The organism is Amycolatopsis sp. EV170708-02-1 (genome assembly GCF_022479115.1).
Classification (GTDB): Bacteria; Actinomycetota; Actinomycetes; order Mycobacteriales; family Pseudonocardiaceae; genus Amycolatopsis.
Genome location: NZ_CP092497.1, coordinates 2506443 through 2531419, shown reverse-complemented (window position 1 = coordinate 2531419; position 24977 = coordinate 2506443). Strand labels below are relative to the sequence as shown.

At 66.6% G+C, this 24977-nt stretch carries 21 protein-coding genes; 14 read left to right on the top strand and 7 right to left on the bottom strand.

Going from position 1 to position 24977, the window contains the following annotated elements; translation table 11 throughout:
* Window positions 1-80 precede the first annotated feature (80 nt).
* On the bottom strand, window positions 81-1010 hold the full coding sequence (locus tag MJQ72_RS11580) for an inositol monophosphatase family protein (protein WP_240596922.1): 930 nt from the start codon (window positions 1008-1010) through the stop codon (window positions 81-83).
* A gap of 20 nt (window positions 1011-1030) precedes the next feature.
* A complete protein-coding gene (locus tag MJQ72_RS11575; RefSeq protein WP_240596924.1) occupies window positions 1031-2008 on the bottom strand; it encodes a hypothetical protein in 978 nt (325 codons plus the stop codon).
* 161 nt (window positions 2009-2169) lie between these two features.
* On the opposite strand from MJQ72_RS11575, the gene MJQ72_RS11570 reads away from it, so the two are divergent.
* From MJQ72_RS11570 to MJQ72_RS11540, 7 genes are all read left to right on the top strand, one after another.
* Window positions 2170-2640 (top strand): hypothetical protein, encoded by a 471-nt coding sequence (locus tag MJQ72_RS11570; RefSeq protein WP_240596920.1) that lies wholly within the window; start codon window positions 2170-2172, stop codon window positions 2638-2640.
* Window positions 2641-2935: 295 nt separating this feature from the next.
* Window positions 2936-3436 carry an AMED_5909 family protein gene (locus MJQ72_RS11565; RefSeq protein WP_240599202.1) on the top strand — a complete coding sequence of 167 codons (501 nt, stop codon included), beginning with the start codon at window positions 2936-2938 and terminating at the stop codon, window positions 3434-3436.
* Complete coding sequence (locus MJQ72_RS11560; protein ID WP_240596918.1) at window positions 3436-3783, top strand: helix-turn-helix domain-containing protein; 348 nt, start codon at window positions 3436-3438, stop codon at window positions 3781-3783. The genes MJQ72_RS11565 and MJQ72_RS11560 overlap by 1 nt, the downstream gene beginning before the upstream one ends.
* Window positions 3784-4127: 344 nt before the next feature.
* Complete coding sequence (locus tag MJQ72_RS11555) at window positions 4128-5711, top strand: FtsK/SpoIIIE domain-containing protein (RefSeq protein WP_240596917.1); 1584 nt, start codon at window positions 4128-4130, stop codon at window positions 5709-5711.
* On the top strand, window positions 5708-7387 hold the full coding sequence (locus tag MJQ72_RS11550; protein WP_396426917.1) for a replication initiator: 1680 nt from the start codon (window positions 5708-5710) through the stop codon (window positions 7385-7387). Before MJQ72_RS11555 ends, MJQ72_RS11550 begins: the two co-directional genes overlap by 4 nt.
* 20 nt (window positions 7388-7407) lie before the next feature.
* Complete coding sequence (locus MJQ72_RS11545; protein WP_315860817.1) at window positions 7408-7605, top strand: helix-turn-helix domain-containing protein; 198 nt, start codon at window positions 7408-7410, stop codon at window positions 7603-7605.
* 1190 nt (window positions 7606-8795) lie between these two features.
* Entirely contained in the window at window positions 8796-9014 is a 219-nt protein-coding gene (locus tag MJQ72_RS11540) for a tyrosine-type recombinase/integrase (RefSeq protein ID WP_240599201.1), read from the top strand.
* A 146-nt stretch (window positions 9015-9160) separates the two neighbouring features.
* On the opposite strand, the gene MJQ72_RS11535 is transcribed toward MJQ72_RS11540, so the two are convergent.
* Window positions 9161-10822 carry an amidohydrolase gene (locus MJQ72_RS11535; protein WP_240599200.1) on the bottom strand — a complete coding sequence of 554 codons (1662 nt, stop codon included), beginning with the start codon at window positions 10820-10822 and terminating at the stop codon, window positions 9161-9163.
* A gap of 212 nt (window positions 10823-11034) precedes the next feature.
* On the opposite strand from MJQ72_RS11535, the gene MJQ72_RS11530 reads away from it, so the two are divergent.
* Entirely contained in the window at window positions 11035-11940 is a 906-nt protein-coding gene (locus MJQ72_RS11530; RefSeq protein ID WP_240599199.1) for an Lrp/AsnC family transcriptional regulator, read from the top strand.
* On the opposite strand, the gene MJQ72_RS11525 is transcribed toward MJQ72_RS11530, so the two are convergent.
* From MJQ72_RS11525 to MJQ72_RS11515, 3 genes are read right to left on the bottom strand one after another with little or no spacing between them, the layout of a single operon-like run.
* Window positions 11937-13466 carry an AMP-binding protein gene (locus tag MJQ72_RS11525; protein ID WP_240599198.1) on the bottom strand — a complete coding sequence of 510 codons (1530 nt, stop codon included), beginning with the start codon at window positions 13464-13466 and terminating at the stop codon, window positions 11937-11939. The two genes, MJQ72_RS11530 and MJQ72_RS11525, sit on opposite strands and share 4 nt — an antisense overlap.
* Window positions 13467-13482: 16 nt before the next feature.
* On the bottom strand, window positions 13483-14610 hold the full coding sequence (locus tag MJQ72_RS11520; RefSeq protein WP_240599197.1) for a DUF5938 domain-containing protein: 1128 nt from the start codon (window positions 14608-14610) through the stop codon (window positions 13483-13485).
* A 26-nt stretch (window positions 14611-14636) separates the two neighbouring features.
* Window positions 14637-15425, bottom strand: a complete 789-nt coding sequence (locus MJQ72_RS11515; protein ID WP_240599196.1) for an SDR family NAD(P)-dependent oxidoreductase — start codon at window positions 15423-15425, stop codon at window positions 14637-14639.
* Between the two features lie 165 nt (window positions 15426-15590).
* On the opposite strand from MJQ72_RS11515, the gene MJQ72_RS11510 reads away from it, so the two are divergent.
* The 6 genes from MJQ72_RS11510 to MJQ72_RS11485 all read left to right on the top strand — a co-directional run bounded on the left by MJQ72_RS11510 (window position 15591) and on the right by MJQ72_RS11485 (window position 22253).
* Window positions 15591-16199 carry a TetR/AcrR family transcriptional regulator gene (locus MJQ72_RS11510; RefSeq protein WP_240599195.1) on the top strand — a complete coding sequence of 203 codons (609 nt, stop codon included), beginning with the start codon at window positions 15591-15593 and terminating at the stop codon, window positions 16197-16199.
* 595 nt (window positions 16200-16794) lie between these two features.
* Entirely contained in the window at window positions 16795-18048 is a 1254-nt protein-coding gene (locus tag MJQ72_RS11505; protein ID WP_240599194.1) for an HNH endonuclease signature motif containing protein, read from the top strand.
* 112 nt (window positions 18049-18160) lie between these two features.
* Complete coding sequence (locus tag MJQ72_RS11500; RefSeq protein WP_240599193.1) at window positions 18161-18724, top strand: hypothetical protein; 564 nt, start codon at window positions 18161-18163, stop codon at window positions 18722-18724.
* A gap of 102 nt (window positions 18725-18826) precedes the next feature.
* Window positions 18827-19969, top strand: coding sequence for an epoxide hydrolase family protein (locus MJQ72_RS11495; protein WP_240599192.1), 1143 nt, complete (start codon window positions 18827-18829; stop codon window positions 19967-19969).
* A 93-nt stretch (window positions 19970-20062) separates the two neighbouring features.
* A complete protein-coding gene (locus MJQ72_RS11490) occupies window positions 20063-21358 on the top strand; it encodes a choice-of-anchor B family protein (RefSeq protein WP_240599191.1) in 1296 nt (431 codons plus the stop codon).
* A 13-nt stretch (window positions 21359-21371) separates the two neighbouring features.
* Complete coding sequence (locus MJQ72_RS11485; RefSeq protein ID WP_240599190.1) at window positions 21372-22253, top strand: hypothetical protein; 882 nt, start codon at window positions 21372-21374, stop codon at window positions 22251-22253.
* Here MJQ72_RS11485 and MJQ72_RS11480 read toward each other — a convergent pair.
* On the bottom strand, window positions 22234-24912 hold the full coding sequence (locus MJQ72_RS11480; protein ID WP_240599189.1) for a beta-N-acetylglucosaminidase domain-containing protein: 2679 nt from the start codon (window positions 24910-24912) through the stop codon (window positions 22234-22236). The genes MJQ72_RS11485 and MJQ72_RS11480 overlap by 20 nt on opposite strands.
* Between the last annotated feature and the right edge of the window lie 65 nt (window positions 24913-24977).

The window sequence follows — 24977 nt, the reverse complement described above, 5'->3', positions numbered from 1 at the left end:
CGGCGCCTTGATCCCATAGAGCCAAATTCGGCAGGCAACGCATGTAGCCGTCGCCTGCCGAAGTGAGAGGTACAGAGGGGCTACACGCGCAAGGATTTCAGGATCTCGTCGGCAAGGCTGGCGCTACCGGCGGCGATGAACTTTTGGCGCGGGTCCATCGCTGCACCAATGTCGGCAAGCGAATGAAAGCCGTAGTCAAGAGGGATCGGTCGGCCGTGCAGGTCGATGACGGCCCCGCCTGCTGCGTGAAGTATGTAGTGGCCTGGTGCGAGATCCCAGATGGCGAAACCCTTGGCAAATTCGACGGTGGCATCGGTCATCCCTGCGGCCACATGACACAAGCTCACCGAGCCGAAGTCGACGCCAATGCGCCCCTTCTTCTTGTCCCCGGCGGACGGCGCGCTGAGCGCAGCGAGAAAATCCCTTTGCTGTGCAAGGGAGACAAACCGTGTGTCTGGCCGCATGAGGTAGTTGGTGACCAACGCTTGCGACAGAGAGGCTTGGGACGGTCGATCGAGAACGTATTCCGTCGAGTCGGCGGTAACCATGAACGCGCGGTCCACGCCTTGTGCATCTCGCGCGCCAATGTAGAGCTGAATGTGATGGAAGATATCTCCGATCACCGAAACGATCGGTCGCGCAAGCGAGCGCGAGTAGACCATGATGTGGGTGTAGCCGTACAGGCCCCGCACGGCAAGTTCGCTCGTGTCCAGCGGATCAACCAAGACGCACAGATCGGGGTCTGGGTCCGGGCCGATCACCTCGGGATCAGCTTCCTCTGAGGCGTACACGAACGAACGGACGTGTTTGGCGATTTCCTCTTTGTAGCGTTGGTGCATCCAGAGGTCGAAGTCTGAGAGAAAGTTGTCACTGTGTCGTAGGTTTTCATGCTCACTACGCTTGCCTGAAAGGGCGGCGTATTCAAGCCGCGGGCGTATTTCGAGCATCATTGCCTTGACTGAATTGGCGATATTTGCCGCCAGATCAGGAATCAAGCTGTCGGGCTTCATTGATTGGCCACCTTCGAGGTTTAGCGCAGTTCCAATGGGGGTTCAATGCCGGGCGGGCTCATGGTTGCAGCGATGAAGATAGCCGAGAAGTCTGCCTTGCGCAGGTTTTGCACGCCCGCGAGGTCGTCAAAGCTGTACGCGCGGGGGTCGTCCCCGTGGGTCATGGCGCCAAACACCGCAAAGTAGAGGTCTGCCGTCGGGTAGCGCTCTCGGACCTGTTTTGCGAGGTAACCAATTGCGTCCGAGTGTTTGACTTCGAAATCGCACAATACGATCGTGGGATGGTCTTTTGATTCCGGGAAGACGGAAGCGTCATCGAGTTCAATTCCGCCGCGAACCTTGTTGCAGCGAAGGTATCCGATAGGGCATCGCGAGAACCGTGAGGAAGAAAGAAAGGTAGCCATTACCAATCCGGCCTCGTTGATGCCGAAGCAAATATCGACGTCGAGACGGCTTCCGAGGTTCTTGATCTGGCTTCCGAGTCGTTCAATGCCAAGGCCAAAAGTTTCCCAGTTGAGATCCAGGAGACTTCCGGGCTGGGGGTTTGGTAGGGAAAATACGTCGATCTTCGCTTCGCCGAATTCGGCACGGGGAACCGATAGAGTAAATTCCTCGCCGATTTGGCTTCCGTACGGAGCGCGGCGCACTTCGGGTTCGAGGCGAGTTTCCTCGGGCTGCTCCGGGGTGGCACTCGGTGGTTCGGGTACGAACTCGATTCCGCCGTCGTGGGGCTCGAAGAGTTGTTCGGCCTGCCAGCCGGGGAGCATTGCTTCAAGGATGCGGCAATGGTCGGCGTAGGGAAGGCCGACCATGTCACCGGATAGCCACCGATAGAACTGGGCCTTGCTGGGGGCGCCGCCTCGTAGGCTCTTGTCGACCCTCTCGGCCACCTTGTCGTACTCGCGACAGAACGCGCGGTAGCTCTGCAAGTGCCGTCCCCTGAGCAGCACTTTGAGAACGATGGGGCGGGCCTCCGACGTGGCCGTATCGGTGCTCATGAGACCAATCTAGCACGCGAGACAAGACAAGATGAGACAACATGAGCACGCGATGCGTTCAGGTGAGTACTCCATGGTGTCGTGACGGGACACCTGTTTGGCCGATTGTTGTAGGTACGCCGGTAAAGGCGGAAACGACAAGCGGAAAGGTTCAACACGACATGGCGATCGAAAAAGGTATCCGGTTCAGCATCGAGCACGACGACGCGTTCCCTATGGGTCTGGTGATGGTGGGAGAGGTGTCGGCGGACAACGAGTACCAGTCGCGTGAGGACAAGGCGCAGGGGCGGCCGGTGCGGCAGAGGGTCGATGAAGTGACGGGTAAGCGGCAGTGGAAGTTCACGGCGACCGATCCGGGTGAGGCGAAGGCGAAGCGGGCATCGTTTGAAATCACGTTGCTGGCTGATGTGCAGCCGGTGCCGACGACGGCGGAGGTGATGCCGGGGATGCGGCCGGTGGAGCTCGACGGGTTGACCGCTGAGCCGAAGGTGACCGGGCAGGGCGAGTTCAAGTACCTGGCCTACATGTTCCGCGCGACCGGGTTCAAGGCTGCGGCGAGTGGCTCGGGTTCGGCCCCGGGTGGGAAGGCGGCCCGGTCGACGGCGGGTGAGTCCTCGGCCAAGGCCGCGTGACGGCACTGACTTCTACAGGGAAGTGGTGTCGTGATGCCGAACAAGCGGGTATCAGCGTGGGAGACGGCCTATCGCGCCTATCGGGACGCGTCGGACGCGGACGCACGGTCGCGGGGCACGAATCCGGAGGTTGCCTGGGAGATGGCGGCGGCGTCGCGGTCGGTCGCGCAGGCCTGGCGGGCGTTGGCCGGTGACCGTGATCAGCCGTGGTGGGTGGTTGCCGCCGTGGGCTCGGCCGCGCAAGCGTTCGAAGACCAAGCACGGGAGTGGGAACGCAGGGCAGGAGGTGACGAGTATGCGGGAGGGGTTCGGTCCGACATGGGTGATCTCCCGGTGGGACGAGGCGACAGTGGAGGAGACTGGTTCGAGTCCGGAATCACCCCCGGCGCTGGTGCTGTCGGGTACGGCTGGCCTGCTGCTGATCAGGCCCCGGGCGACCGGAGCACTTGGCCGGACCGAGCCGCCTTCCTTCGCCGACTCCGCGATTGCGCGGACGAACTGGCGGCGCTGCTCGAAAGCCGCGCAAGGAACGGGGTCTGTGATGACTACCCCGGGCAGGAATGAGCCGCAAACGCTCAAGGATGCTCACCACGTTGCGGCGTCCACTCGGCCGCTGCCGGGCTCGAACCTCGCAACGTGGCTGAAATGGCGGCAGGCCAACGCAAAGATGTACCGCGCAGTGTCCGATGTGGACCGTTTCCATCATCACGAGATTCGGTACTGGGTCGCACACGAGGAAGACAAGGCGGAGGAGCTGGCGGCGAGGATCGCGAAAGAGAAGGCGGAGACTCGCTGATGGCGCTTGATTCTGACGTGGTCGTCGAGCTTGCCGACCGTTACGTGAATGAGGGGAGAACTATCGAGGGCCTGGCTCAGCAATACGGGTTCAGCTATCGGGCGGTCCGAACGGCGCTCCTCGGTGCGAAGGTCAAGCTTCGCCCCCCAAAGGTCCCGCTGCCGCCAGCGCCTCCGGGTCTGGTGAACGCTTACAACGGCGGCCACACGATTCAGCAACTGGCTGACATTCATGGCATGAGCTGCGGCCAGACTCGGCGGGTCCTGCTGGCCGAGGGTGTTCAGCTTCGCCCACCCGGCAGGCAGGCTTCGACGCAGTGGGGAGCGGATCGAATCTCGCGCTACTAATTCAGATAGACCGAACGAAAAGTCAATATAGAAACAAAAACGCGCGTGAGGACGTGCGATACATAAACACGTCCTCACGCGGCTAAAAGTGTCCCATAAGAACGCAGAACCGGCCTTGGTCGGCAAACTGAAACCGGTTCTGCGCCTGTCCACTGGAGCAAGTGAACAATGAATAAGATAAATGATGACACGCGGCGCGCGTCAACGGGGGTCACCCGAACGCGCTGTACGGAATGCAAACGGTTCGCTCGGCTGCTGCCGGGTGAGGAGAAGTGCTCCCCGTGCATGGGGATGCTGCCGCTGCCGATCGTGGTTCCCGCTGCTGGTCTGCGGGGTGGTCGGCGATGAACACGCAGGAGATCATGACCACCCTTGCGGTCGGCGGCGGTCTGGCGGTGGTGCTGTGGGTGCTGGCCAAGGTCGGCCGTGTCCTGGCGAGTGTGCTGGAGGCATTGGCCGCGCTGGCGGTGCTCGGAATGGCGCTGTGGGGCCTGTTGCGGGTGGTCGGCTGGATTGTTCGGCAACTGGTCACGCGCTGGCGTACCTGCCTGGCACTGCTGGCTTTGTGGGCCTGGTGCACCTGGCTGGGCTGGATCTCGCTCGTCGTCACGGTGGGCGTGCTGGCGGTCGTGCTGCTGGTGTGGTGGCGGCTGGACGAGGTGGGCTATGACCAGTGGTGCGGTCGGTGGCTGCGCGGGTGGTGGCTGCGCTGGGCGCTCTACGGTCGGAAGCTGGCCGGTTGGCTGCACGCCTGCGGCCTGACTGTCCGGGATGACGCGATTCCCGTTGATGTGACGGTGAATCTGGTGTCACGTCGGCGTAAGCGTGAGGCGGTCGCGAAGGCTCGGCAGGCATCCGGGGTGGCAGTGCCGAAACTGCTGTCCGTGCGCTCCGGCCCGTCGTGGGATGAGGTCCGGGTCCGGCTGGTTCCGGGCCAGAAGCCGGAAGACTTCGATGAGGTCGCGCGGGAGCTGGCGGTGGCGCGCAAGGTTCAGCGGTGTCAGGTGCGGGAGCTGGAACCCAATGTGGTGTCCATCGACTTCATGCGCCGTGATCTGCTCGACGCGGCGGTGACGTGCCTGCCTGTCCCGGAGCTGCTGCCCACCGACGGGTCGGGGGTGGATCTGCGGGCGGTCTATGCGGGGTCGACGGAGTACGGCACGCCGTGGACGCTGCCGCTGATGGGTCGTGGCGCGCACACGTTGGTGGCTGGCGCGACCGGGGCCGGTAAGGGCTCGGTGATGTGGTCGCCGCTGGTGTCGGCTGCCCCGGCCATCCGGGCCGGTCTGGTGCGTGTGTCGGGGATCGACCCGAAAGCGATGGAATTGTCCTACGGGCGCGGGATCTTCACCCGCTACGGCCAGAGCGGTAAGGAGGCTCTGGAGATCCTGGACGCGCTGATCGATGAGCTGGAGAACCGTAAGCGCGTCTTCGCGGGAAACACCCGTGAGGTGCCGCTCTCGACGGAGTATCCGTTGGAGCTTCTGGAGTTCGACGAGATCGGCGCGTTGACCCGCTACACCGACCGCAAGACCCGTGAGGCCATTGTGGAGCGGGTAGCAGTGCTGGCCACGCAAGGCCGTGCGCTGTTGTTCACGGTGCGCGGCTATGTGCAGGAGCCGACGAAGGAAACCGTTCCGGTGCGGGAGTTGCTGCCCCGGCGGGTGGCGCTGCGGGTGACGTCCAAGTCGCAGGTTCCGATGGTGCTCGGTGACGGCGCGTTCGAGCGCGGGGCGTGGGCGAACCGGATTCCGGAGTCGGCGGCCGGTGTCGGCTACGTGTGGGGAGAGGGCATCCGCGAACCGCTGCGTGTGCGGGCGGGCTGGGTGTCCGATCAGACGGTCAAGCATCTGGAGCACTACGTCACCAACGGTGGCGCGTCGGTGGTGCACCTGTCAGATCGGCGCGGCGAGAGGGGGACGGCATGACCACCACCGAAATCACGAATTCGCAGGTAGAAGCGGGTGCGGACGCCCGGCCGGCACCCCCGAATGGAGTAGGGGTCAGGGTAAGCCGCGGGACGCTGTCAGCGGAGGTCGTGAAGGCCACTGCGGAGAAGCACGGCGTGTGTGTTCGGCCGTTCACTATGGAGGTCGGAGACACCGAAACCGGCGAGATCCGCTACGTGCCTGTGCCGTGCGGGTCCACTGTGGAGTCGGTGTGCCTTCCCTGTGCTCGCAAGGCAAAGGCGCTGAGGCAGGCACAGTGCCGCGAGGGCTGGCACATGACCGAAGAACCCGTGATCACCCGCGAGAGGCCGTCAGAGACGCAAACGGAGCTACTGGAGTTCCGGGCTGACCTGGCGGCGCACTACCGGGACGCGATCGAAGCCGGGGATGAGGTCGAGGCGGAGGAGCTGCGGGCAGAGGTCGCCTCGGTGGACGAGGAGCTGCGGGCGTCCGGGATGACGGGGCGCCTGCCCGCTCTCGACGTTCCGGAGAAGCGTCCGGTGAAGCGGTCCACGAAGCGGCGGCAGGATGCGCCGAACCTGCCTCGGCGCAAGGTCGCCAAGACCACCGTGGGTCGTGAGTACGCGGGGAAGTTCCGGCCGTCGATGTTCGTCACGCTCACCTGCGACACCTACGGCCCGGTGCGGTCCGATGGTTCGCCGGTGAACCCGTCGACGTATGACTACCGGCGGGCGGCTCGGGACGCGGTGCACTTCTCGGCGCTGGTGGACAGGTGGTGGCAGAACCTGCGGCGCGTGGTCGGCTGGGATGTGCAGTACTTCGCCACCGTGGAACCCCAACGGCGGGCGGCTCCGCACCTGCACACCGCGCTCCGGGGCTCCATCTCCCACGAAGTCATCAGGATGGTCACGGAGGCTACCTACCATCAGGTGTGGTGGCCCAACCATGACGAGATCGTGTACACGGACCGGGAACCGTTGTGGGACATGGATTCCCGCTCGTTTGTGGACCCGGACACGCGGGAGCCTCTGCCGTCGTTCGACGAAGCTCGGGAGGCGGTGGAGGAACCGGCGCACGTGGTCACGTTCGGCCGTCAGGTGCACTCCAAGGGGATCTTGGGCGGCACGGAGGAATCCGGGCGTCATATCGGCTACCTGACCAAGTACCTGACGAAGTCGACGGGTGAGGTGGTCGACGCTGACACTGCGGCGCAGCGGGATCACCACGACCGTCTTCACGCTGAACTGTCGGTGACCCCGTGTTCGCCTCGGTGCGCGGTGTGGCTGCTGTACGGCATCAACCCCAAGGGAGCCAACGGAAAGACCGTTCCCGGACGCTGCAAGGGACGCGCTCACCGTCGGACGACGCTCGGGCTGCCGGGTCGGCGGGTGTTGGTGTCGCGGAAGTGGTCGGGCAAGACGGTGGCCGATCACAAGGCGGACCGGAAGGCGTTCGTGGTGTCGGCGCTGGCGGATATCGGGGTGGTGAAAGAGGAACCGGCGGCGGATCGGTTCGTCTGGCGCAAGGTCGAACCCGGCGACACCCACTGCCCACCGAGGGACCACCTGGTGATGCGCGCCATCGCCGAACGGATCACCTGGCGGGCCGAGTACGGCCGGGCGCTACTCGCTGCGCAAGGTCCACCCGGTGACGACAGTCCCGAAACTTCGGCAATCGGGCTGCGGGCTGCTTGATCGAGGGGAAGGGGGATCAGGTGAGCACGGATGTGGCCGATGTTGAGGCGTTGTGGACGCCGGACGAGCTGGCGTCGTTCCTGCGGATACCGGAGAAGACGTTACGAAATTGGCGGTCCGAGGGTGAATCGGGTCCGCCGTGGATGAAAGTCGGGCGGCATGTGCGCTACGCGCCCGGACAAGTGAGGGCATGGCTGGCGAAGCTGTCCAGCTCCTAACCGGCGGGGATCCGGGTCGTTCTGTCATGGCGGCCCGGGTCCCTCGTCGTCGTGTTATGGGACGCCGATGCTTCGGCAACCTCGAAGAGAAAGGGACTACCCGGTGAAAGGTCACGTTCAAGACCGGTGGTGGCGGCAGAAAAAGGAAGGCAAGCGCCTTGTTTTCGATGCCAACGGCCGTCCGGTGCGGGAAAAGACGGAATTGTTCGGCAAAGGAGAACGGTACAAGGTCCACTATTACGATGAGGACGGCAAGGAGCGGGCGAAGTCGTTTCCGGACAAGCAATTGGGAAGGGCGAAGGCGTTCCTGACCAAAATGCAACACGATGTGCTATCGGGTGAGTACATCGATCCGGACGCGGGCAAGATCAGTCTCCGTGTCTACACGGCGCAGTGGCTTAAGGGGCAGTCGCAGGACGCGTCGACCATGCAGACGGTTGCGCACCGATTGAAGGCGCGCGTGTATCCGAAGCTCGGGATAAGCCGCTTGAGGTTGTGGCCAAAGTGGACACATTGCGGGACTGGCTGGAATGGCTCAAAGAGGGCGACGAGAAGACAGCGGGAGTGGAGGCGTCCTACCGGGCACAGTTGTGGGATCTGCTGTCGGCCATCCTGGAGGCTGCGGTGGCGGACAAGAAGATCCGCGCGAACCCGTGCAAGGCCAAGAGTGTCCGGCGTCCGAAACCGGAGCAACGGAAGATCGTTCCCTGGCCTGATGCGAAGATCCACAAGGTGCAGCTCGCGCTGCCGCCCGTGTATCAGATCATGGTTCCGCTCGGCGGCGGGTGCGCTCTGCGGCAGATGGAGATGTTCGGGACCAGTCCGGACGATATCGACCGTGACGCCCTTGAGTTGCGTGTAGAGCGGCAAATCAGGTGGATCGGGAAGGTTCCCGTGTTCGCGCCTCCCAAGGGTGGGAAAACGCGCGTGGTGCCGCTCGGGGAAGGGGTCCTCGACGCGATCGACGACTACTGCGAGATGTTCGAGCCTGCCACGCTCACGCTCCCTTGGCTGCACCCCGGCGGTGATCTGGTCACGGTGCGGGTGTTGATCAACAAAGACTCTGACGAGTTGGGCAAGTATCGGGGCACGCTGGCCACAAGCGTGTGGCGGGCGGGAACTTCACGAACGAGGTATGGGGTCCCGCTGTCCGCGCGGCGGGGTACGACTACGGCAAACGACGTGACGGCATGCACGCCCTGCGGCATTATTGCGCGTCGGCCTGGCTGGCCAACGGCGTCTCTATCAAGGAAGTCGCCGAATACCTTGGTCACCATGACCCCGGCTACACCCTCCGCATTTACACCCACCTCGTGCCGAACAGCCACAAGCGCGCCCGACTGGCGGCCAACAAGACGTTCAAGCCCCGTCGACGGCCTGAACCGGCCTCCGACTCCGCGACGGCCTGACGACGGCCTGACAAGATCAACAACTACATAATGGCTGGTCAGCGCACCTTAGAAAAAGTTGTCGTACCACTCGATCGTGGTGCCGACGAAGGCCGCGAGCCCGGCCCGGCGGGCTCGGCGGAGCGACTGTGTGTCGGTTCGGACGGTCATCGGGCCACCTCGCCGTCGATCCAGGTTTCCAGCACGCCGATACCCGCGATCCGGCTCGGGTCGCAGGTCAGGGGATTCTCGTCCAGCAGCACGAAATCCGCGCGTTTGCCGGGGGTGATCGAGCCGAGGTCGCGCTCACGGCCGAGCACCCGGGCGCCGGCGATCGTATGCGCGGCGACGGCCGAGCGGACGTCGATCAGCAGGTCGTCGCCGCCGAGCCGGTGACCGCGGCGGGTCGTCCTGGTCACCGCGGTCTGGATGGCTTCGAGCGGATTCGGCTCCGCGACGGGGGCGTCCGAGCTCAGCGTGACCGGCACGCCCGCGGCCTGGAACTCGCCGAGGGGGTTGAACCGCTCGCCGGGAGTCCCGACGGCGTCGGTGACGCCTTCGCCCCAGTTGTAGTAGTGCTGCGGCTGGTTGACGGGGTGGACGCCGAGCGCGGCGATCCGCTCGATCTGCTCCGGGGACGGCAGCCCGCAGTGCTCGATGCGGTGGCGGGCGTCGGGCCGGGGATTCCGTTGCTGCGCGTCCTCGATGGCGTCGAGCACCATGGCGATCGCGTCGGGGGACTGGGCGTGGGTCGCGGTCTGGAGCCCGGCTTCGTGCGCCTTGCCGATGAGCGCGGAGTAGTCCTTCGGGTCGTGGTAGAGCTGCCCGGTGCGGCACGGGTCGCCGACGTAGCCGTCCGGGAAGTACGCGGTCCACCCGCCGAGCGTGCCGTCGGCGTAGAACTTGATGCCCGCGAAAGCGAGGCGAGTGGTGCCGAAAGCGCCGTGCAGTCCCATTTCCAGGGCCTGGTCGAGCAGATGGGACAGCAGGTACATGTGGACGCGTGTCTTGAGCCGCCCGGCTTCGTCCAGCCGCAGGTACATGTCGAATTCGCGGCGCGTGACCTGGGCGTCGCCGATCGCGGTCACCCCGGCGGCGAGGAACTTCTCCTGCGCGGCGGCCAGCTGCCGCGCGTGCTCCTCCGGCTCGTCCTCGAGATGGAAGTTCGGCCCGTGCCGCCCGACCTTCACCCCGGTGACGCCGGTGAGGATGTTGCACGCGGCGTCCGAGAGTTCCCCGGTGAGTTCGCCGAGCTCGTCACGGAAGAACACCCCGCCGTCGGGATCCGGGGTGTCGCGGGTGACGCCGTTGCGCCGCAACGTGAAGCTGTTCACGACGCCGCCGTGCCCGCTGGCGTTCATGAGGTAGACCTCGCGATCGTCGGCGACTGCGTCGAGTTCTTCCTTGCGGGGATGGCGTTTCTCGGCGAGGTTGCGGTGCTCGTAGCCGTAACCGCGGATCGGCCTGCCCGCCGGGGTGTTCTCGGCCGCCTCGCGCAGCAGCGCGACGATGGCGGGAATGGTCGAGGCCCGTTCGGGTCCACAGTCGACCCAGGTCATCATCTGCCCGTACATCAAGGGATGCGCGTGCGGATCGACGAATCCCGGCAGGAGCGTGCCCGGCAGCCGCCGCACCTCCGGATCGGGACGGCCGAGGCTCACCGCGCGGGCACGGCATTCGTCCACCGAACCGACCGCGGCGATCTCCTCGCCGAACACGAGCACCGCTTCGGCGCCTTCGGTGGCGTCGTCGACGGTCACCAGTTCATCGGGACGCAGGATCGTCGCTCGCGCGTCGAGGACTGAACGATCGAGGGGCAACAGACGCATCGGGCGGACTCCTGGGGTTTTCGACGGTGAAGTGGGGCGAAGGTAAGCGACGAAAACCCTCCGCGCAATCAGATCGCGTGTGTACGGACGGTGTCCACGATCGATCTGCGCACGATCATGAACACAACGCGCTATCTCGGCTGTATTTGAGGCGTCTTGACAGGTGATATGGTGCGCCTTGCCGTCGGAAATTCAGCAGAGGAGAAATCGTCGTGGACGACGCGCTGGTCGCGGCTTTGCGCACGGACGGCCGGATGAGCGTCGCCGATCTGGCCCAACGCGTCGGGGCTTCGAGGTCGGCCGTGTCGGCCCGGCTGGAGCAGCTGAAGGCCGACGGTTCGCTGAACGTGGTCGCGGCGGTCCACCCCGAGTTCCTCGGCCTGACCGCGTACGCGCACCTCGCGATCCGCACGTCGGGCCGCTCGCAGGCGACGACGGACGCCATCGCGGCGCTGCCCGCCGCGGCGTTCGTCTCCGCGGTGAGCGGGGATCACCAGACCGTCGCCGAGCTGCGCCTTCCCGACCCGCCCGAGCTCTATCGCACGGTCGCGGATATCCGCGGGTTGCCGGAGGTGGAACAGGTCAACACCCTCGTCTACGTGGACGTGGTCAAGGGCTTGTTCATGCCGGGCCGTCCACTGCCGCCGTGGCTGCGGCTCGACGACCGCGATCTCGCGATCATGCTGCGGCTACAGGCCGACGGGCGGGAAAGTTACGCGCGGATCGCCGAGCACGTCGGCCTGTCGCCGTCGGCCACGCGGACCCGCGTGCGCTTCCTGGTCGAGCACGACGTCATCCGGATCGCGCCGGTGCTCAGCCGGGCCCGGCCGGACGCCGGCCTCGTCTGCGGGATCGGCCTGAACGTGCGGGGCGCCGGGGACGCGGTGACGGCGGCGCTCGCCGCGCGCGAGGACACCGAGTTCCTCGCCAGGACCATCGGGCGGTTCGACGTCGTCGCCACCATCGCCGCGCAGTCCGCCCGCGCGCTCGACCGGGCGCTCGAAGAGATCAGCGGCAGGCCCGACGTCGTGACCGCGGAGACGTGGGTCCACCTCCGGATCGCCAAGGAACGCTACGAGTGGCCGCTGCCGACGGCGGAGGAGCTCGCGCGACGCTAAGCGTTGTCCAGCAAGGCTTTCCGGATCTCGGTCTTGAGCACCTTGCCGATCTTGGACCGGGGGAGATCCGGCCAGACCAGGATCTCCTTCGGCGTCTTGATGCTGCCCAGCCGCTCCTTGACCGCGGCGCGGAGTTCGTGCGCCGCAGCCGTTCTCCCGGAGTGGAGCTGGACGACGGCGGTGATCTGCTCGCCCCATTTCTCGTGCGGCAGCCCGATCACGGCGCAGTCCTGCACCGCTTCGTGCGCCATGAGCGCCTGCTCGACCTCGGCCGAATAGACGTTGAAGCCGCCGGTGATGATCATGTCCTTGGCGCGGTCGACGATGTAGAGGTAGTGGTCTTCGTCGAGGTAGCCGATGTCGCCCGTGTGATGCCAGCCGTGCGCGCTCGCTTCCGCCGTCGCGTCCGGATCCTTGTAGTAGCCGAGCATCACCAGCGACCCGCGGACGACGATCTCGCCGCGTTCGCCGGGCGGGAGCAGCTCGCCGGTGGCGGACATGATCGCGACCCGGGTGAGCGGGGTGGGCTTACCAGCCGACGTGAACCGTTCCAGGGCAAGCGATCCATCGGGGCGGAGGTGCTCGGCGGGGGAGAGGGTGGAGACCATCATGGGGGCTTCGCTCTGCCCGAACAGCTGCCCGAAGACCGGGCCGATCCGGGTGATCGCCTCGGCGAGTTTGGTGGCCGACATCGGCGCGGCGCCGTACCAAAGGCATTGCAGCGACGAAAGATCGGCGTCGGCCAGCGCCGGATTGTCGAGCAGCAGGTAGATCAGCGTCGGGGGCAGGAAGGTGTGCGTGATGCGGCGGCGTTCCACCAGCGCGAGGAATTCGCCGAGGTCCGGCGAGGGCATGACGACGATCTCCCCGCCGAGTGTCATGACCGGGAAGCAGAGCACGCCCGCCGCGTGCGTCAGCGGCGCCAGCGCGAGATAGCGCGGGCGCCCGGTGAACGGGTAACTCATCAGCGTGAGCGCCGACATCGTCTCCACGTTGGTGCCACTCAGCATCACGGCCTTGGGGCGGCCGGTGGTGCCGCCGGTGCCGACGAGCAGGACCATGTCGTCCGGCGGCGTTTCCTCCCAGGGCTCGGCGTCGCCGATCCATTCGGAGAACGGGACGGCGCCGGGCATCGAGCCGTCGAGACAGACCACTGTGGACAGTTTCGGCAGGGCGGGAAGCATCCGGGAGACGAGCGGTGCGAAGGACTCTTGCACCAGAAGACAGGTGCAGTCGAACAGGTCGAGCAGCTCCCTGTTCTCGGCGGCCTCGTTGCGCGGGTTGACCGGGCACCACACGGCACCGGCCCGGCTGATCCCGAAGACGCAGCCGAACGACAGGGGATCGTTCCCGGACAGGATCGCCACCTTGTCGCCCGGCTTGACGCCGGACCGGGCCAGTGCCCGCCCCACCTGCCACGACAGCTCCCGCACTTCGCCGTAGCTGAAGGACGTGTCGCCCATGGTGAGGCAGGGGGCCGCCGGATCGAGTGAAGCGCCCTTGTCGAGATAGTCGGTCAGTCGCACGCGCTCGTCCTCCCGGTCAGTCGTGGACGGTCAAGACCGGATTCGAAACCAGTCCGAAGCTTCGTAGCACGCCGAGCAGTTCGCGGTGGCCGAAAGCCTGGCATCCGGAGGCGAACCCCACGCGCTTCGGCGGCTGCTGCAGCAAAGAGTAGGCACCGTAGGCCTGCATCAACCCGGTCTGCTTGTAGTTGCAGGTGCCGTGGATGACACAGTGTGCTCGGCCCAGCGGCCCCGAGGCGTGCACCGAATCCAGCGAGGTGTTGAGCCGCTGGTTCTCGCGCGGCGGCATCTCGTCGCGCACCGTGGCGGCCTGCTCCGCCAGCACACGCATCTTCTCGTCCAGCGGCAGGTCTTTCACCTGCTCCAGGACAGCCGCGACGATCTGCGGCACGCCCTGCATGAGCGCGCGGTCGAAGACACCACCGACGGCCTTGACGTTGGCCACTCGGGCGTCGTTCTTGAACCAGACCGGATGCGACGTGCCGCCCCAGGGCAGGGCCAGCCCGGTTTCGTGGTGGCCGGGCACGGTGACGTCCTGCAGGCCGCCGTCCGCGGGCCAGGGCAGGTACTCGTTCTGCTCGAGGTAGTACGCGGCCGAGAGCGCGGCGTTGACCAGAATGGTCTTCGTGGAAGCGACCGTGGGATAGCCCTTCCAGAACACCAGGATGTCCAAAGTGTCCAGTCCGGGCGTCTCCAGGCACAGGTTCGCCGCGATCTCGCCGGTGGTGTACATCTGCGCGATGCCGGGGGAGAGCAGCAGGCCTTTCTCGGCCATCCGCGCGCCGTAGCGTTCCTCGGCGGCGATCAGCCAGTCCTGTTCGCCGGTGGTGTCGAGGTAATGCGTTCCGGTGCGCAGGCAGGCTTCGACGACCTCGTGGCCGTACTCGCTGAACGGGCCGACGGTGTTGCACACGACCTTGGCGTCGCGGAAGAGTTCGGTGAGCGCTTCGGCGTCGTGCGAGACCTCGACGACCTCGTGTTCGATGGTGTCGAGGCCGGGCACATGGTCGATCGCCTCCTGGATGCGGGCCTTGTCGCGGCCGGCGGCGATGAACGGGACGTTGTACTCGCGCAGGTATTCGCAGATCAGCCGTCCGGTGTAGCCGGAGGCGCCGTAGACCACGACGGGTTTGGGGCTGCTCATGGTGATTCCTTTCGGGTTCGTGCTGGTCACATGCCCATGCCGCCGTCGACCGGGAGCCCGGCACCGGTGATGAAGCGGGCGGCGTCGGAGGCGAGGAACACGACGGCGTCGGCCATGTCCGCGACCTCGCCGAGCCGCCCGGCGGGGGTCTGCCCGACGACGGCGCCGATGGCGTCCTCGACGCTGGGGAACAGACCGACCTCGACGACGTCTTGCGCGAGCTGGTTGCCCATCTGCGTGGGAACGAGGCCTGGGTAGACGCAGTTGACGCGTACGCCGTAGCCGAGTTTCCCGGCCTCCATCGCGGCGACCCTGGTGAGCCGGTCGACCGCCGATTTCGTCGCCGAATAGCCGGCGATACCGGGGAAGGCGATGGTCGCGGCGACCGAGGCGATGTTCACGACGGCGCCGCCGGTGCCGGCGGGGCCGCCGGGCCGCATCGCGCGGAAGGCGTGCTTCACGCCGAGAGCGGTGCCGAGCACGTTGACGTCGAGCATCTTGCGCACGTCGGCGGGGTCGAGGTCGGCGACGAGCCCGGTGATCTCGACGCCGGCGTTGTTCACCACGATGTCCAGGCCGCCGAGTTCGCCGATCACCGTGTCGACCGCCCGCTCCCAGCTCTGTTCGTCGGTGACGTCGAGCCGGACGAAACCCGCGTTGATCTTGTCGGCGGTGACGCGCCCGAGATCCTCCTGGACGTCGCCGATGACCACCGAGGCACCCGCCAGCGCCAGCGCTTCGGCCATTCCGGCGCCCAGGCCCTGCGCGCCACCCGTGACCAGGGCTTTCCGGCCCGAAAGGTCGTACGAACCCATGGACTTCTCCTCCTTGAGACGGTCCGCGGTTGCGGTGTGGGTCACATCCTGAGCCAGTTTTGGACAGTCGTCAAGATTTTCTTGGACAGTCGTCAAGAAATCCGCGACGCTAGACTGTGGGACCCCGCGACAGGCGCGGGCTCCCGGACCGGACAGGAACTCGTGGTGACCGAGACGAGCGAGCGGATCGCACGCCGGAGCGTGGACAAGTTCGCCCAGCGGCGGGCGGAACTGGCGGATTCCGCGCTGCAGGCGCTGTCCGAGCTGGGATACGCGAGGACGAGCCTGCGGGAGATCGCGCAGAAGTCGAACTTCTCGCACGGGGTCCTGCACTACTACTTCACCGACAAGGTGGAACTGCTGACCTACGCGGTCCGCAAGTTCGAGGAAGTGTGCGTGACCCGCTACGACGAGGCCGTGGCCGCGGCGCGTTCGGCCGAGGACCTGGAGCGGGGCTTCGGTGCCGCGATGGCGGACACGCTCCGAGCCGACGCCGTGATGCACCGGCTGTGGTACGACCTGCGGAACCAGAGCCTGTTCGAGGCCGCGTTCCGCGCCGACGTGCTCGAGATCGACACCCAGCGGCAGGCGATGATCTGGCGGGTCGTGGAACGCTACGCCGAACTCGCCGACTCTTCGCCGGTCGTGACGCGGCAGGTCGCCTATGCCGCTTTCGACGGCCTGTTCCAACAGGCGCTGCTGCATCATCTCGCCGGCGAGGAGAACGGTCTCGCCGAGGACGTCGGGTCGTTGCTGAAGAGGCTGGTTTCGTAGGGGCGTTCGATGGGGAGCCCGCTGAGTGGCTTCTTCTGGTCGGTGGCGTTGATTGCGGGGCTCCGGTGGTGTCGTGGATCTGAGTCCTGGGTTTTGTCGTTTTCGTTCGTGAGTCGGCCGGTGATCGCTCGAACTCGGCACGGCCTTCGTCGGGCTTGTGGGCGTTGAGTCGTGCTGCGGTTATTTGTGCGGTCCACGATGTCGTACGTGCGCAGTTTCAGCCTGGCTGCTTCGGGGCGAGGCGTGCGCGTCGACGTTGCAGGCGAGGAGTGCACCGGGTTCGGCTGTGATGTCGGCCCCGGGCGGGCAGGTGGTCGGTGGTGCCTCGTGTTGTTCCTTCGCTTCGCTCGATGGTCGGCGCGTTGGGGCGATTCCCTTATCGGCAAGCTTTTACTTGGGGTGTTGCGGTTTGTTTGGCTGGGTTGTGTTTTCGTTGGGCTTGCTGAGAAATATGCCAGTTATTGAGGTTTGGCCTGGTCGTCGTCTCTGGCTGGGCCGGTGGGATCGCGTGTCACCCTTCAGTGTTAAATGGGCTCTTTGATTGTTGCTTAAAATTACGAACACATGTTCGATGAATATGCGGTATTATGGAGTCGTGTCCGAGACCTTCCTCCCCGAGTTGCCGCAGGAGTTGTGGCGTGCTGGCAAGCTGGAGCTTGCGCATGGTGTGCAGCAGTCCTTGCAGGTGATTCGGGTGGCGACTGCCGCGCTGGGGCAGTTCTTGGCGGAGATCGAATCTCGGGGCGTCAAAGACTTGTATGGCCATGGCAGCACGGCCAGCTGGCTCGCGGAGATGGCGGGATTGTCGCGTGCCGAGGCGGGGGCGGTGGTGAAGCGGGCCATCGCGTTGAACCCCACCCGGGCTCTGGACGGCACGGAAGTTCCGCCCGTTGCTCCCGCGACCGCCGCGGTAGCGGCGGAGGGGCTGGTCGGGGATGAGCGGATCGATCAGATCCTGGAGATTTTGAAACGGCTCCCGGCCGATACCTCTGCGGAGGATCGGGCGAAGGCGGAGAAGATCCTCGCCGACCTCGCTGCGAACGCCGGACCCGCACAGCTGACCAAGGCTGAGGCGAACCTGCTGGGCTGGCTCGACCCCGACGGCAAGGAACCCAAAGACCCCGAGCCCAAGGAACCACGCCGGGAAATCACCCTGGAGCGCCGGAAGGACGGCTTCTGGAAGCTGACCGGCCTCTTGGACGATGAGACCGGGGCTCGGACGGCGGCCGCGTTGGAGGCGCATGCCCAGCCACGGCCGGTGGACGAGTTCGGCCAAGCCGATCTGCGGATGAAATGCGAGCGCATGGGAGACGCCTGGGCCGACCTCCTCGACCTGGCGATCGCCTGCCCGGACCAGCCCGGGACCAGCGGCTACCGGACCTTGGTGCACGTCACCGTCGGGCTTGAGGAACTCAAATCCGGTCTCGGTACCGCGTGTCTCGATTTTGTGGGGACGATGACCGCGCGGGAAGCGCGACTCGCGGCCTGCGACTGCCTGATGCTGCCGGTCGTCATGAGCACCTCGGGCGAACCCCTCGACATGGGACGCCTGCGAAGATTCGTCACACCCGGCCAACGCCGAGCCCTCAATATTCGCGACGGTGGCTGCGCCTTTCCGGGCTGTCATCGGAAACCCAAGAACTGCCACGCCCACCACATTCACCACTGGGCAGACGGAGGCCCCACAGACCTCCGAAACCTGGTCCTGCTCTGCGGGTTCCACCATCGCCTGATTCACCACGGCGACTGGGAAGTACGCATGGCGGCCGACGGGTTACCGGAGTTCATCCCACCCCAATACCGGGATCCGCTCCGAATACCTCGCCGCAACACCCTGCACCACGTATAGGCCCGAGGAGCCCGCCAGCCACCCAGGCGACGGGCGCCTCGCCATGCCCGCAGCCGACAGAAGCGTGGCTCGGGCCCACGAGCGACAGCAGAGAACCGCTTAGACTGCGCTAATGCAAGGTGGTCAGGTTCCGCTCTGGACGCCACTGGTAGTGGCGCTGTTGGGAATCATCGGCGTGGTCGCGGGTCAGCTTGTAAACGCTCATCGTGAAGACCGGCGCTGGCGCCGAGAGCAAGTCCGCGATGACGTGCGTTGGGCCCGCGAGCGACGACGGTGGGCCGAGGAGCGCGAATCCGAAACCGAGCGATACTGGCGTGATCAACGCCTTCGGATCTACACGGCGTTTCTCGCCGCGATCTCGAACTTACGGGTGGAAATGAGATACGCCGGCGACACGCTTCAAGAGAGTGCCGAACTCGACCAACCACGACGCGAGCGCCTTCTCGACCTTGCCGCGACCGCCAGAGACCTCTATGCGCCGCTGGGCGTCGTAGGTCCCGCCGATGTCCGTGACCAGGCCACCGAACTGATCCGGATATCCGCCGCGCTCCTGGGCGGCCACCTGGTGGACACAGCGCCCCTGCTCGCTCTGGTGCGGAACTTCGCCGCAACCACCAGACAGGTCCTCGGTACTGAACCAAAAGACCCCGCCGGCCCCTCAACAGAGTCCCCCTGAGCACGCCGCTCCCGAACCGCGCCCAGAACTCAGCAATCCCGGACCGACGGACCCCAATCGACGGCATGGGAAAGGCCATCGCCCGGCCATAGGTTCGACCCTGTGCCCGATGTCGAACCCTTCACCATCCGTGTGCCCGACCGCGAACTGGCCGACCTCCACGCTCGCCTGGCCAGGGTCCGCCTGCCCGAACCCGAGACGGTTCCCGACGCGACGCAGGGAATCGAGCTGGACCGGTTGACGGCGTTGCTCCAGGCGTGGCGGGAGCACGACTGGAGGGCAAGGGAAATCCACTGGAACACGCTGCCTCATCACCGGGCCCGGATCGACGGTCTGGACATCGGGTTCTGGCACGTCCGCTCGGCCGAGCGCACGGCGCTCCCGCTGATCCTGACCCACGGCTGGCCGGGCTCGATCCTCGAGTTCGAGAAGGTGATCAGGCCGCTCACCGATCCGGTTTCCGCGAGCGACGCCTTCCACGTGGTCGTGCCTTCGTTGCCGGGCTTCGGTTTCAGCGAGCGGCCGCGTGCGCGCGGCTGGCATCCGGGGCGGACGGCGCGGGCTTGGGCCGGCTTGATGTCCGCGCTCGGCTACCGGCGGTTCGGGGCCCATGGCGGCGATTGGGGTGCCTGCGTGAGCACGGAACTCGCGCGGCTCGTGCCCGAGCGGGTCACGGGGCTGCATTTGACGATGCCGTCGGCGTCGCCGCTGCCGGAGGACCGGACGGCGCCGAGCGCGGACGAACGGCGCATGCTGGACCGGCGCGATCTGCACCTGGCCGACGGATACGGCTTCGGGATGCTCATGGGGACGCGCCCGCAGACCCTCGGATACTCCCTGCTCGATTCCCCGGCGGGGCTGGCCGCCTGGCTCGGCGAGAAGTTCGCCGCCTACGCCGACGACCGGCCCGAAGCCGGCGGCGGCGTGAGCGTGGCCGATCAGGTCGACAACATCGCGTTGTACTGGCTGACCGGCACCGGCGCTTCGAGCGCCCGCTGGTACTGGGAAGCGATGCGATGGGTGCCGCGCGGCGCGGAGGAGGAGAACGCGCGGCCGGTGACCGTGCCCACCGCGGTCTCGCAGTTCCCGGCCGATCCCTGGCCGACCGCGCGACGCTGGGCCGAGCGGCGTTACCGGAACCTGTACCGGTGGACGGAACTCGATCGCGGTGGTCACTTCCCCGGACTGGAACAGCCGGACCTCCTGGTGTCCGAAATCCGGCAAGCGTTCCGGGACCTTCGGTAAACGGTTAAAAGCCCCATACGTTCGACGGGATACACCCGGAGCGGGTGCTCCTATCGTCGGAGGCCGACCGCGACCCGGTGAGGAGCACCTCGGATGAAACTCGTGCGAATGATGGGGTTGGCCGTGGTGACGGCCTCCGCGTTGGTGTTGTCGATGACCGCGGCGTCCGCGCACGATCCCGAAACGGCGGAAGGACAGGCGGCGGCCCGGACCTTCCTGGCCGACCACGTCCCGGCCGAGCGGCACGCCGTCACCGGCACCGCGGCGGGGGTCCCGTGCGTCAACGGCAAGGCCGACAAATACCCGTGCAAGAACGTCGACCTGCTCAGCGTGCTCCCCCTCTCCGGCCTCGGTGGCGGCAACGGCAACGACATCTGGGGCTGGACCGATCCCTCGTCCGGCAAGGAATACGCCATCGTCGGGCGGACCAACGGCACCGCGTTCGTCGACCTGAGCGTCCCGACCTCGCCGAAGTTCCTCGGCAACCTGCCCTCCAACGGCGGCAGCAGTTCGTGGCGGGACATGAAGGTGTACAAGAACCACGCGTTCATCGTGGCCGACTTCATCACCGGGCACGGGATGCAGGTGTTCGACCTGACCAGGCTGCGCACGGTCACCACACCGCAGACCTTCACGGCCGACGCGCTGTACAAGGAATTCGGCCCCGCGCACAACATCGCGATCAACGAGGAGACCGGGTTCGCCTACGCCATCGGCTCCAACACCTGCAGCGGCGGACCGCATATCGTCAACATCCAGAACCCGAAGGCCCCGGCCAAGGCGGGCTGCGTTTCGCAGGACGGCTACACCCACGACACGCAATGCGTCGTCTACCGCGGACCGGACGCGGCCTACAGCGGCAGGGAAATCTGCTTCAACGCCAACGAGGACACGCTGACCATCGTCGACGTCACCGACAAGGCCAGGCCGATCCAGATCTCGCGCAAGGGCTATTCGGGCGCGCAGTACTCGCACCAGGGCTGGCTGACCGGCGACCAGCGCTACTTCCTGCTCGACGACGAGCTGGACGAGTCGCGCGGCACCGACAAGCGCACCAAGACCTACGTCTGGGACCTGGCCAAACTGTCCGCCCCCGTGCACACCGGCGTCTACAGTTCGCCCGCCACCGCGATCGACCACAACCAGTACATCAAGGGCCAGTACTCCTACCAGGCGAACTACCAGGCCGGTCTGCGGATCCTGGACGTCAGCGGGGTCGCTTCGGCGAAGTTGTCCGAGGTCGGCTACTTCGACATCTACCCGGCGGGTGACGCGGCGAACTTCAACGGCGCGTGGAGCAACTACCCGTACTTCTCCAGCGGCATCGTCATCGTCAACGGCATCGAACAGGGCTTGGTCGTGGTGAAGCCGAACCTCGGCGGCAAGTGACCGGGGGCAGGGCGTGCGCAAACCCCGGCTGACGGATTGGCTGTTCCTCGCGCTGGCCCTGGTGATCGGCACGGCCGCGGTGTTCGTGGCCCTCCGGCCGACACCGGGCTCCGCGCATTCGGCTCACCAGCAGCCCGTCGTGACGGCGGACCTGCTTCCGGCCGCCCACAGCGACGGGCTGTCGGAGGCGGAAAGCGGCTACCGGTTCGAGCGGGTTACCACGCCCGCCGTCCGGGGTCCCGAGGTGCCGGTCGCGTTCCGGATCCTCGGCCCCGACGGGCGGCCGGTGACCCGGTTCCTGGACAACCAGACCAAACAGATGCACTTCTTCGCCGTGCGCGACGACATGAACGTCTTCCAGCACGTACATCCGAGGCTGGAAGGGGACACCTGGCGCACGGAGCTCGCGCTGACCGACGGTGGCGCGTACCGGATGTTCGCCGAGTTCGTCCCGCTCGACACCAAGGATCCGAAGCATCCGGTGGTGCTCGGTGTCCCGTTCACCGTGCCCGGTGACACCACCTTCGTGCCGGTGCCCGCGCCGGCGGGCGACACCGTGACGGCCACGGGATACCGGGTGGCGCGGGTGGACGGGGCGGCCCGGATCCCGTCGATGCGGGCGCAGGTCCTCCGGTTCGCCCTCCGCGGCCCGGACGGCGCGCCCCTCACCGCGGTCGACCCGCATCTGGGTGCCAACGGCCATATGACCGGGTTCCACACCATGCTGCTGTCGGCCACGCACCTGCATCCGCTCCAGCCGCTCGGCGCGGCGCTGGCCGACGGCGAGCTGACCTTCCACTCCCTGTTCTCGGAACGCGGCGAGTACCGGCTGTTCCTGGAGTTCTCACACGGCGGGCGGGTGCACACCGCCGCCATCACAGTCGCCGTGGACTGACCGGGACGACCTCCGCGATCTTCGGTGCCGTGCCTCCCGGCGACCAGAGGAGCCGGACCTTGTCGGTCACGACGCCCTCGGCGGGCAGTTCCGTGTAGCCGCCCGACATCCGGCCGATCGTCCGCCAACCACCCGCCGGGTCCGCGATCTGGACGTCGGCGCCCGCACCGGCGTCCGCCGCCAGGACGACGACCTTGGTCAGCGGCTTCGGCGCGGCGGCCGAGACGACGAGCGCGTCGCCCGTCATGGGCGCCGATGCCGCCGTGTACAGCGAATCGGCGTTGTTGTCCGCCGCCGCGGCCAGGTTCGAGCCTGCCGGCGTGCCGGTGACGGTGTACTTCGGACTGTCCGGTGTGGACACGGTGAATTCCCGGACCACGACCCAGAAGGTCTGGGCGCCGGTCGTGCGCACGCGGACGAACCGTGCCTCGGCGCCCTCGGGGAGATCGGCCGAGATCACCGGCTCGGTGACCGTCTTCACCGTCGTCCACCGGGTGCCGTCGGTGGAATATTCGAGGACGCCGTCGCGGACGTAGTCGTCCGGGCTGGTCGGCTTCCCCATCAGGATGTCCACATGGGACACCCGTTGCGGGGAACCGAGATCGACCCCGATGGTGGCGCCGATCCGGGGTGCCCAGTCGCTCCAGTAGTAGGTCTCGGGATCGCCGTCGACCATCCGGGCGGGAACGTTGTCGGTGTAGGTGCCGAGCGACGTCGTCGGCTGGGGCCGGATCCCGGGCAGGCCGAACCAGCGGTCGGCCGTGGCCAGCGCGCTGTTCAGGAACGGCACGCAGACCCCCGTGCAGGTGCTCGGGTTGCGCGGGCCCCGCGAAGTCGGCACGCGGATCGCCTGCGCCCGCTTGAGCGCGGCGACCAGCTCGGCGCGTTCCGCCCAGGCCTTCGCGCCGTCACCGTCGACCTGGGCCAGCAGCATCCGCACCGCGTGCCTGCCGGCCTGACCGTAGAGCCCGACCTGGTCGAGCCACGGCCCGACCTCGGCGAGGAATTTCGGATTCGAGGCCATCCCGCGTCGCAGATCCTCGGGGTCGGCGGCCATCGAGGTCAGGTAGCGATCCAGTTTCGCCGCCGCGTCCCACGGGTCCTTCTTCTCCAGCGCGGACCAGAAGGCGGCGAGCAGTGGCCGCAGCACCGGTGAATCCAAGTCCGGTTTCCCGGTTTCGAGGCGGACGAGCAGACTCGAATAGTTGTTCTCCGCGAACACCTTCAGCGCGGGTGCGGCGGGTCCGCCGAGGTCGGCGATGGCGGCGAGCCAGGACTTGTCGGGGTCGTACCGGTCGGGGTTCCACAGGAAGTCGCCGGAGGTGAACTCGGCGATCTTGGACGCCTCGGCCTGCACCATCGGGTTCGCCGTGATCCCGGAGAGGTATTTCGCGACACCCGGCTCGCGGCCGATGTACGGGCCGAGCAGCAGCCGTTCGGTGATGTAGTCGTTGACCGGGTAGTTGTCCCAGATCAGGATGTCGTGCCCGAAGACCTCTTTCGCCTGCTTGGCCTGTTTTTCGGTGATCTGCCCGGCGATCACGCCGACGCCGGTCCACTCCACGATCACGGCCTTGTCGAGCTGAGTGCGCAGTGCGGTCTTGTACGGCGAGTCGGCGAGGTCGTAGTACTCGGTGGGAACGGTCTGCAGCCGCTCGACACCGGGATGCGTCGCGATGAACTCCTGCTGAACGCGGTTGAGCAGGAACGACTGCGCCGCACCCGCGGCCGCGCCACCGGTGCCGAACTTCGCGGCGTCGGCGTCGCAGTTCCAGCGGGTGTAGGAGATGTCGTCGAGCGGGATCGCGAACGACCGCACCCCGATGTCCCACAGGGACTGGAACTTGGTGACCAGCGCGGTCTTGTCGGCGTCGGAGGAGTAGCACACGGAGAGGCCGGGGGAGAGGGCATAGGTGAACTCGACGTGGTTCGCGTCGGCGCGGTTCACCAGATGCGAGAGCAGCGCGAGCTGTTCGGGCGGGTACTGGTCGCGCCAGCGGGCGCGCAGGAACGGATCGTCCTTGGGGGAGTAGACGTACATGTTCTGCTTGGTGCGGCCGTAGAAGTCCAGCTGTGCCAGCCGATCGGCGTGGGACCACGGCGCGCCGTAGAAGCCCTCGATCACGCCGCGCAGCGGGGCCGCGGGCCAGTCGCGGATACCGAACGCGCCGCTCCTCCCGGAAGCGAACAGCTGCCGGAACGACTGCGCGGCGTAAAACGTCCCCGAAGTGTCCACACCGGACAGTGCGATCACGCCGCGGTCGGCGGCGAGGACGTATCCGCCGGGGGACAGGCCCTCCGGCCCTTTGAGGCGTAGCGCGGCGAGCGCCAGTGCGGTCGCCCTGCTTTCGGTGGGCCCGCCGACGAAGACGACGAGGCCGCCGTTGCCGCGTTCCCGGTCGACGGCGGCCTGGTCGTTGTCGGTGATCTTGACGATCGTGCTCGCGCCCGCCGAGCGGAGAACCTGGTCGACGACGGCGAGCGCGGACGGATCGGTACCCGCTCCGACGATTTCGACGACGGTGCGCGGGATGGTCACCTGGCCGGATCGCGGCGTCACCTGCTGAGGTGTCGGCCATACCTGCGCCAAGGGCGGGGCGGGCGCCGCACTCGCCGGAGCCGGGACGGCCACGGCCACCGCGGTCACGAGCAGCGTCACCGGAATGAGTCGGAGTACCCAGCGGAAGGACATCGGCGGCCCCCAAATCGTCGATCAACGACGTT

Excerpts from the sequence above, each read along its gene's own strand:
- MJQ72_RS11580 (WP_240596922.1), bottom strand. The coding sequence starts at position 1,010 with ATGAAGCCCGACAGCTTGATTCCTGATCTGGCGGCAAATATCGCCAAT.
- MJQ72_RS11575 (WP_240596924.1), bottom strand. The coding sequence starts at position 2,008 with ATGAGCACCGATACGGCCACGTCGGAGGCCCGCCCCATCGTTCTCAAA.
- MJQ72_RS11570 (WP_240596920.1), top strand. The coding sequence starts at position 2,170 with ATGGCGATCGAAAAAGGTATCCGGTTCAGCATCGAGCACGACGACGCG.
- MJQ72_RS11565 (WP_240599202.1), top strand. The coding sequence starts at position 2,936 with ATGCGGGAGGGGTTCGGTCCGACATGGGTGATCTCCCGGTGGGACGAG.
- MJQ72_RS11560 (WP_240596918.1), top strand. The coding sequence starts at position 3,436 with ATGGCGCTTGATTCTGACGTGGTCGTCGAGCTTGCCGACCGTTACGTG.
- MJQ72_RS11555 (WP_240596917.1), top strand. The coding sequence starts at position 4,128 with ATGAACACGCAGGAGATCATGACCACCCTTGCGGTCGGCGGCGGTCTG.
- MJQ72_RS11550 (WP_396426917.1), top strand. The coding sequence starts at position 5,708 with ATGACCACCACCGAAATCACGAATTCGCAGGTAGAAGCGGGTGCGGAC.
- MJQ72_RS11540 (WP_240599201.1), top strand. The coding sequence starts at position 8,796 with ATGCACGCCCTGCGGCATTATTGCGCGTCGGCCTGGCTGGCCAACGGC.
- MJQ72_RS11535 (WP_240599200.1), bottom strand. The coding sequence starts at position 10,822 with ATGCGTCTGTTGCCCCTCGATCGTTCAGTCCTCGACGCGCGAGCGACG.
- MJQ72_RS11520 (WP_240599197.1), bottom strand. The coding sequence starts at position 14,610 with ATGAGCAGCCCCAAACCCGTCGTGGTCTACGGCGCCTCCGGCTACACC.
- MJQ72_RS11515 (WP_240599196.1), bottom strand. The coding sequence starts at position 15,425 with ATGGGTTCGTACGACCTTTCGGGCCGGAAAGCCCTGGTCACGGGTGGC.
- MJQ72_RS11500 (WP_240599193.1), top strand. The coding sequence starts at position 18,161 with ATGCAAGGTGGTCAGGTTCCGCTCTGGACGCCACTGGTAGTGGCGCTG.
- MJQ72_RS11490 (WP_240599191.1), top strand. The coding sequence starts at position 20,063 with ATGAAACTCGTGCGAATGATGGGGTTGGCCGTGGTGACGGCCTCCGCG.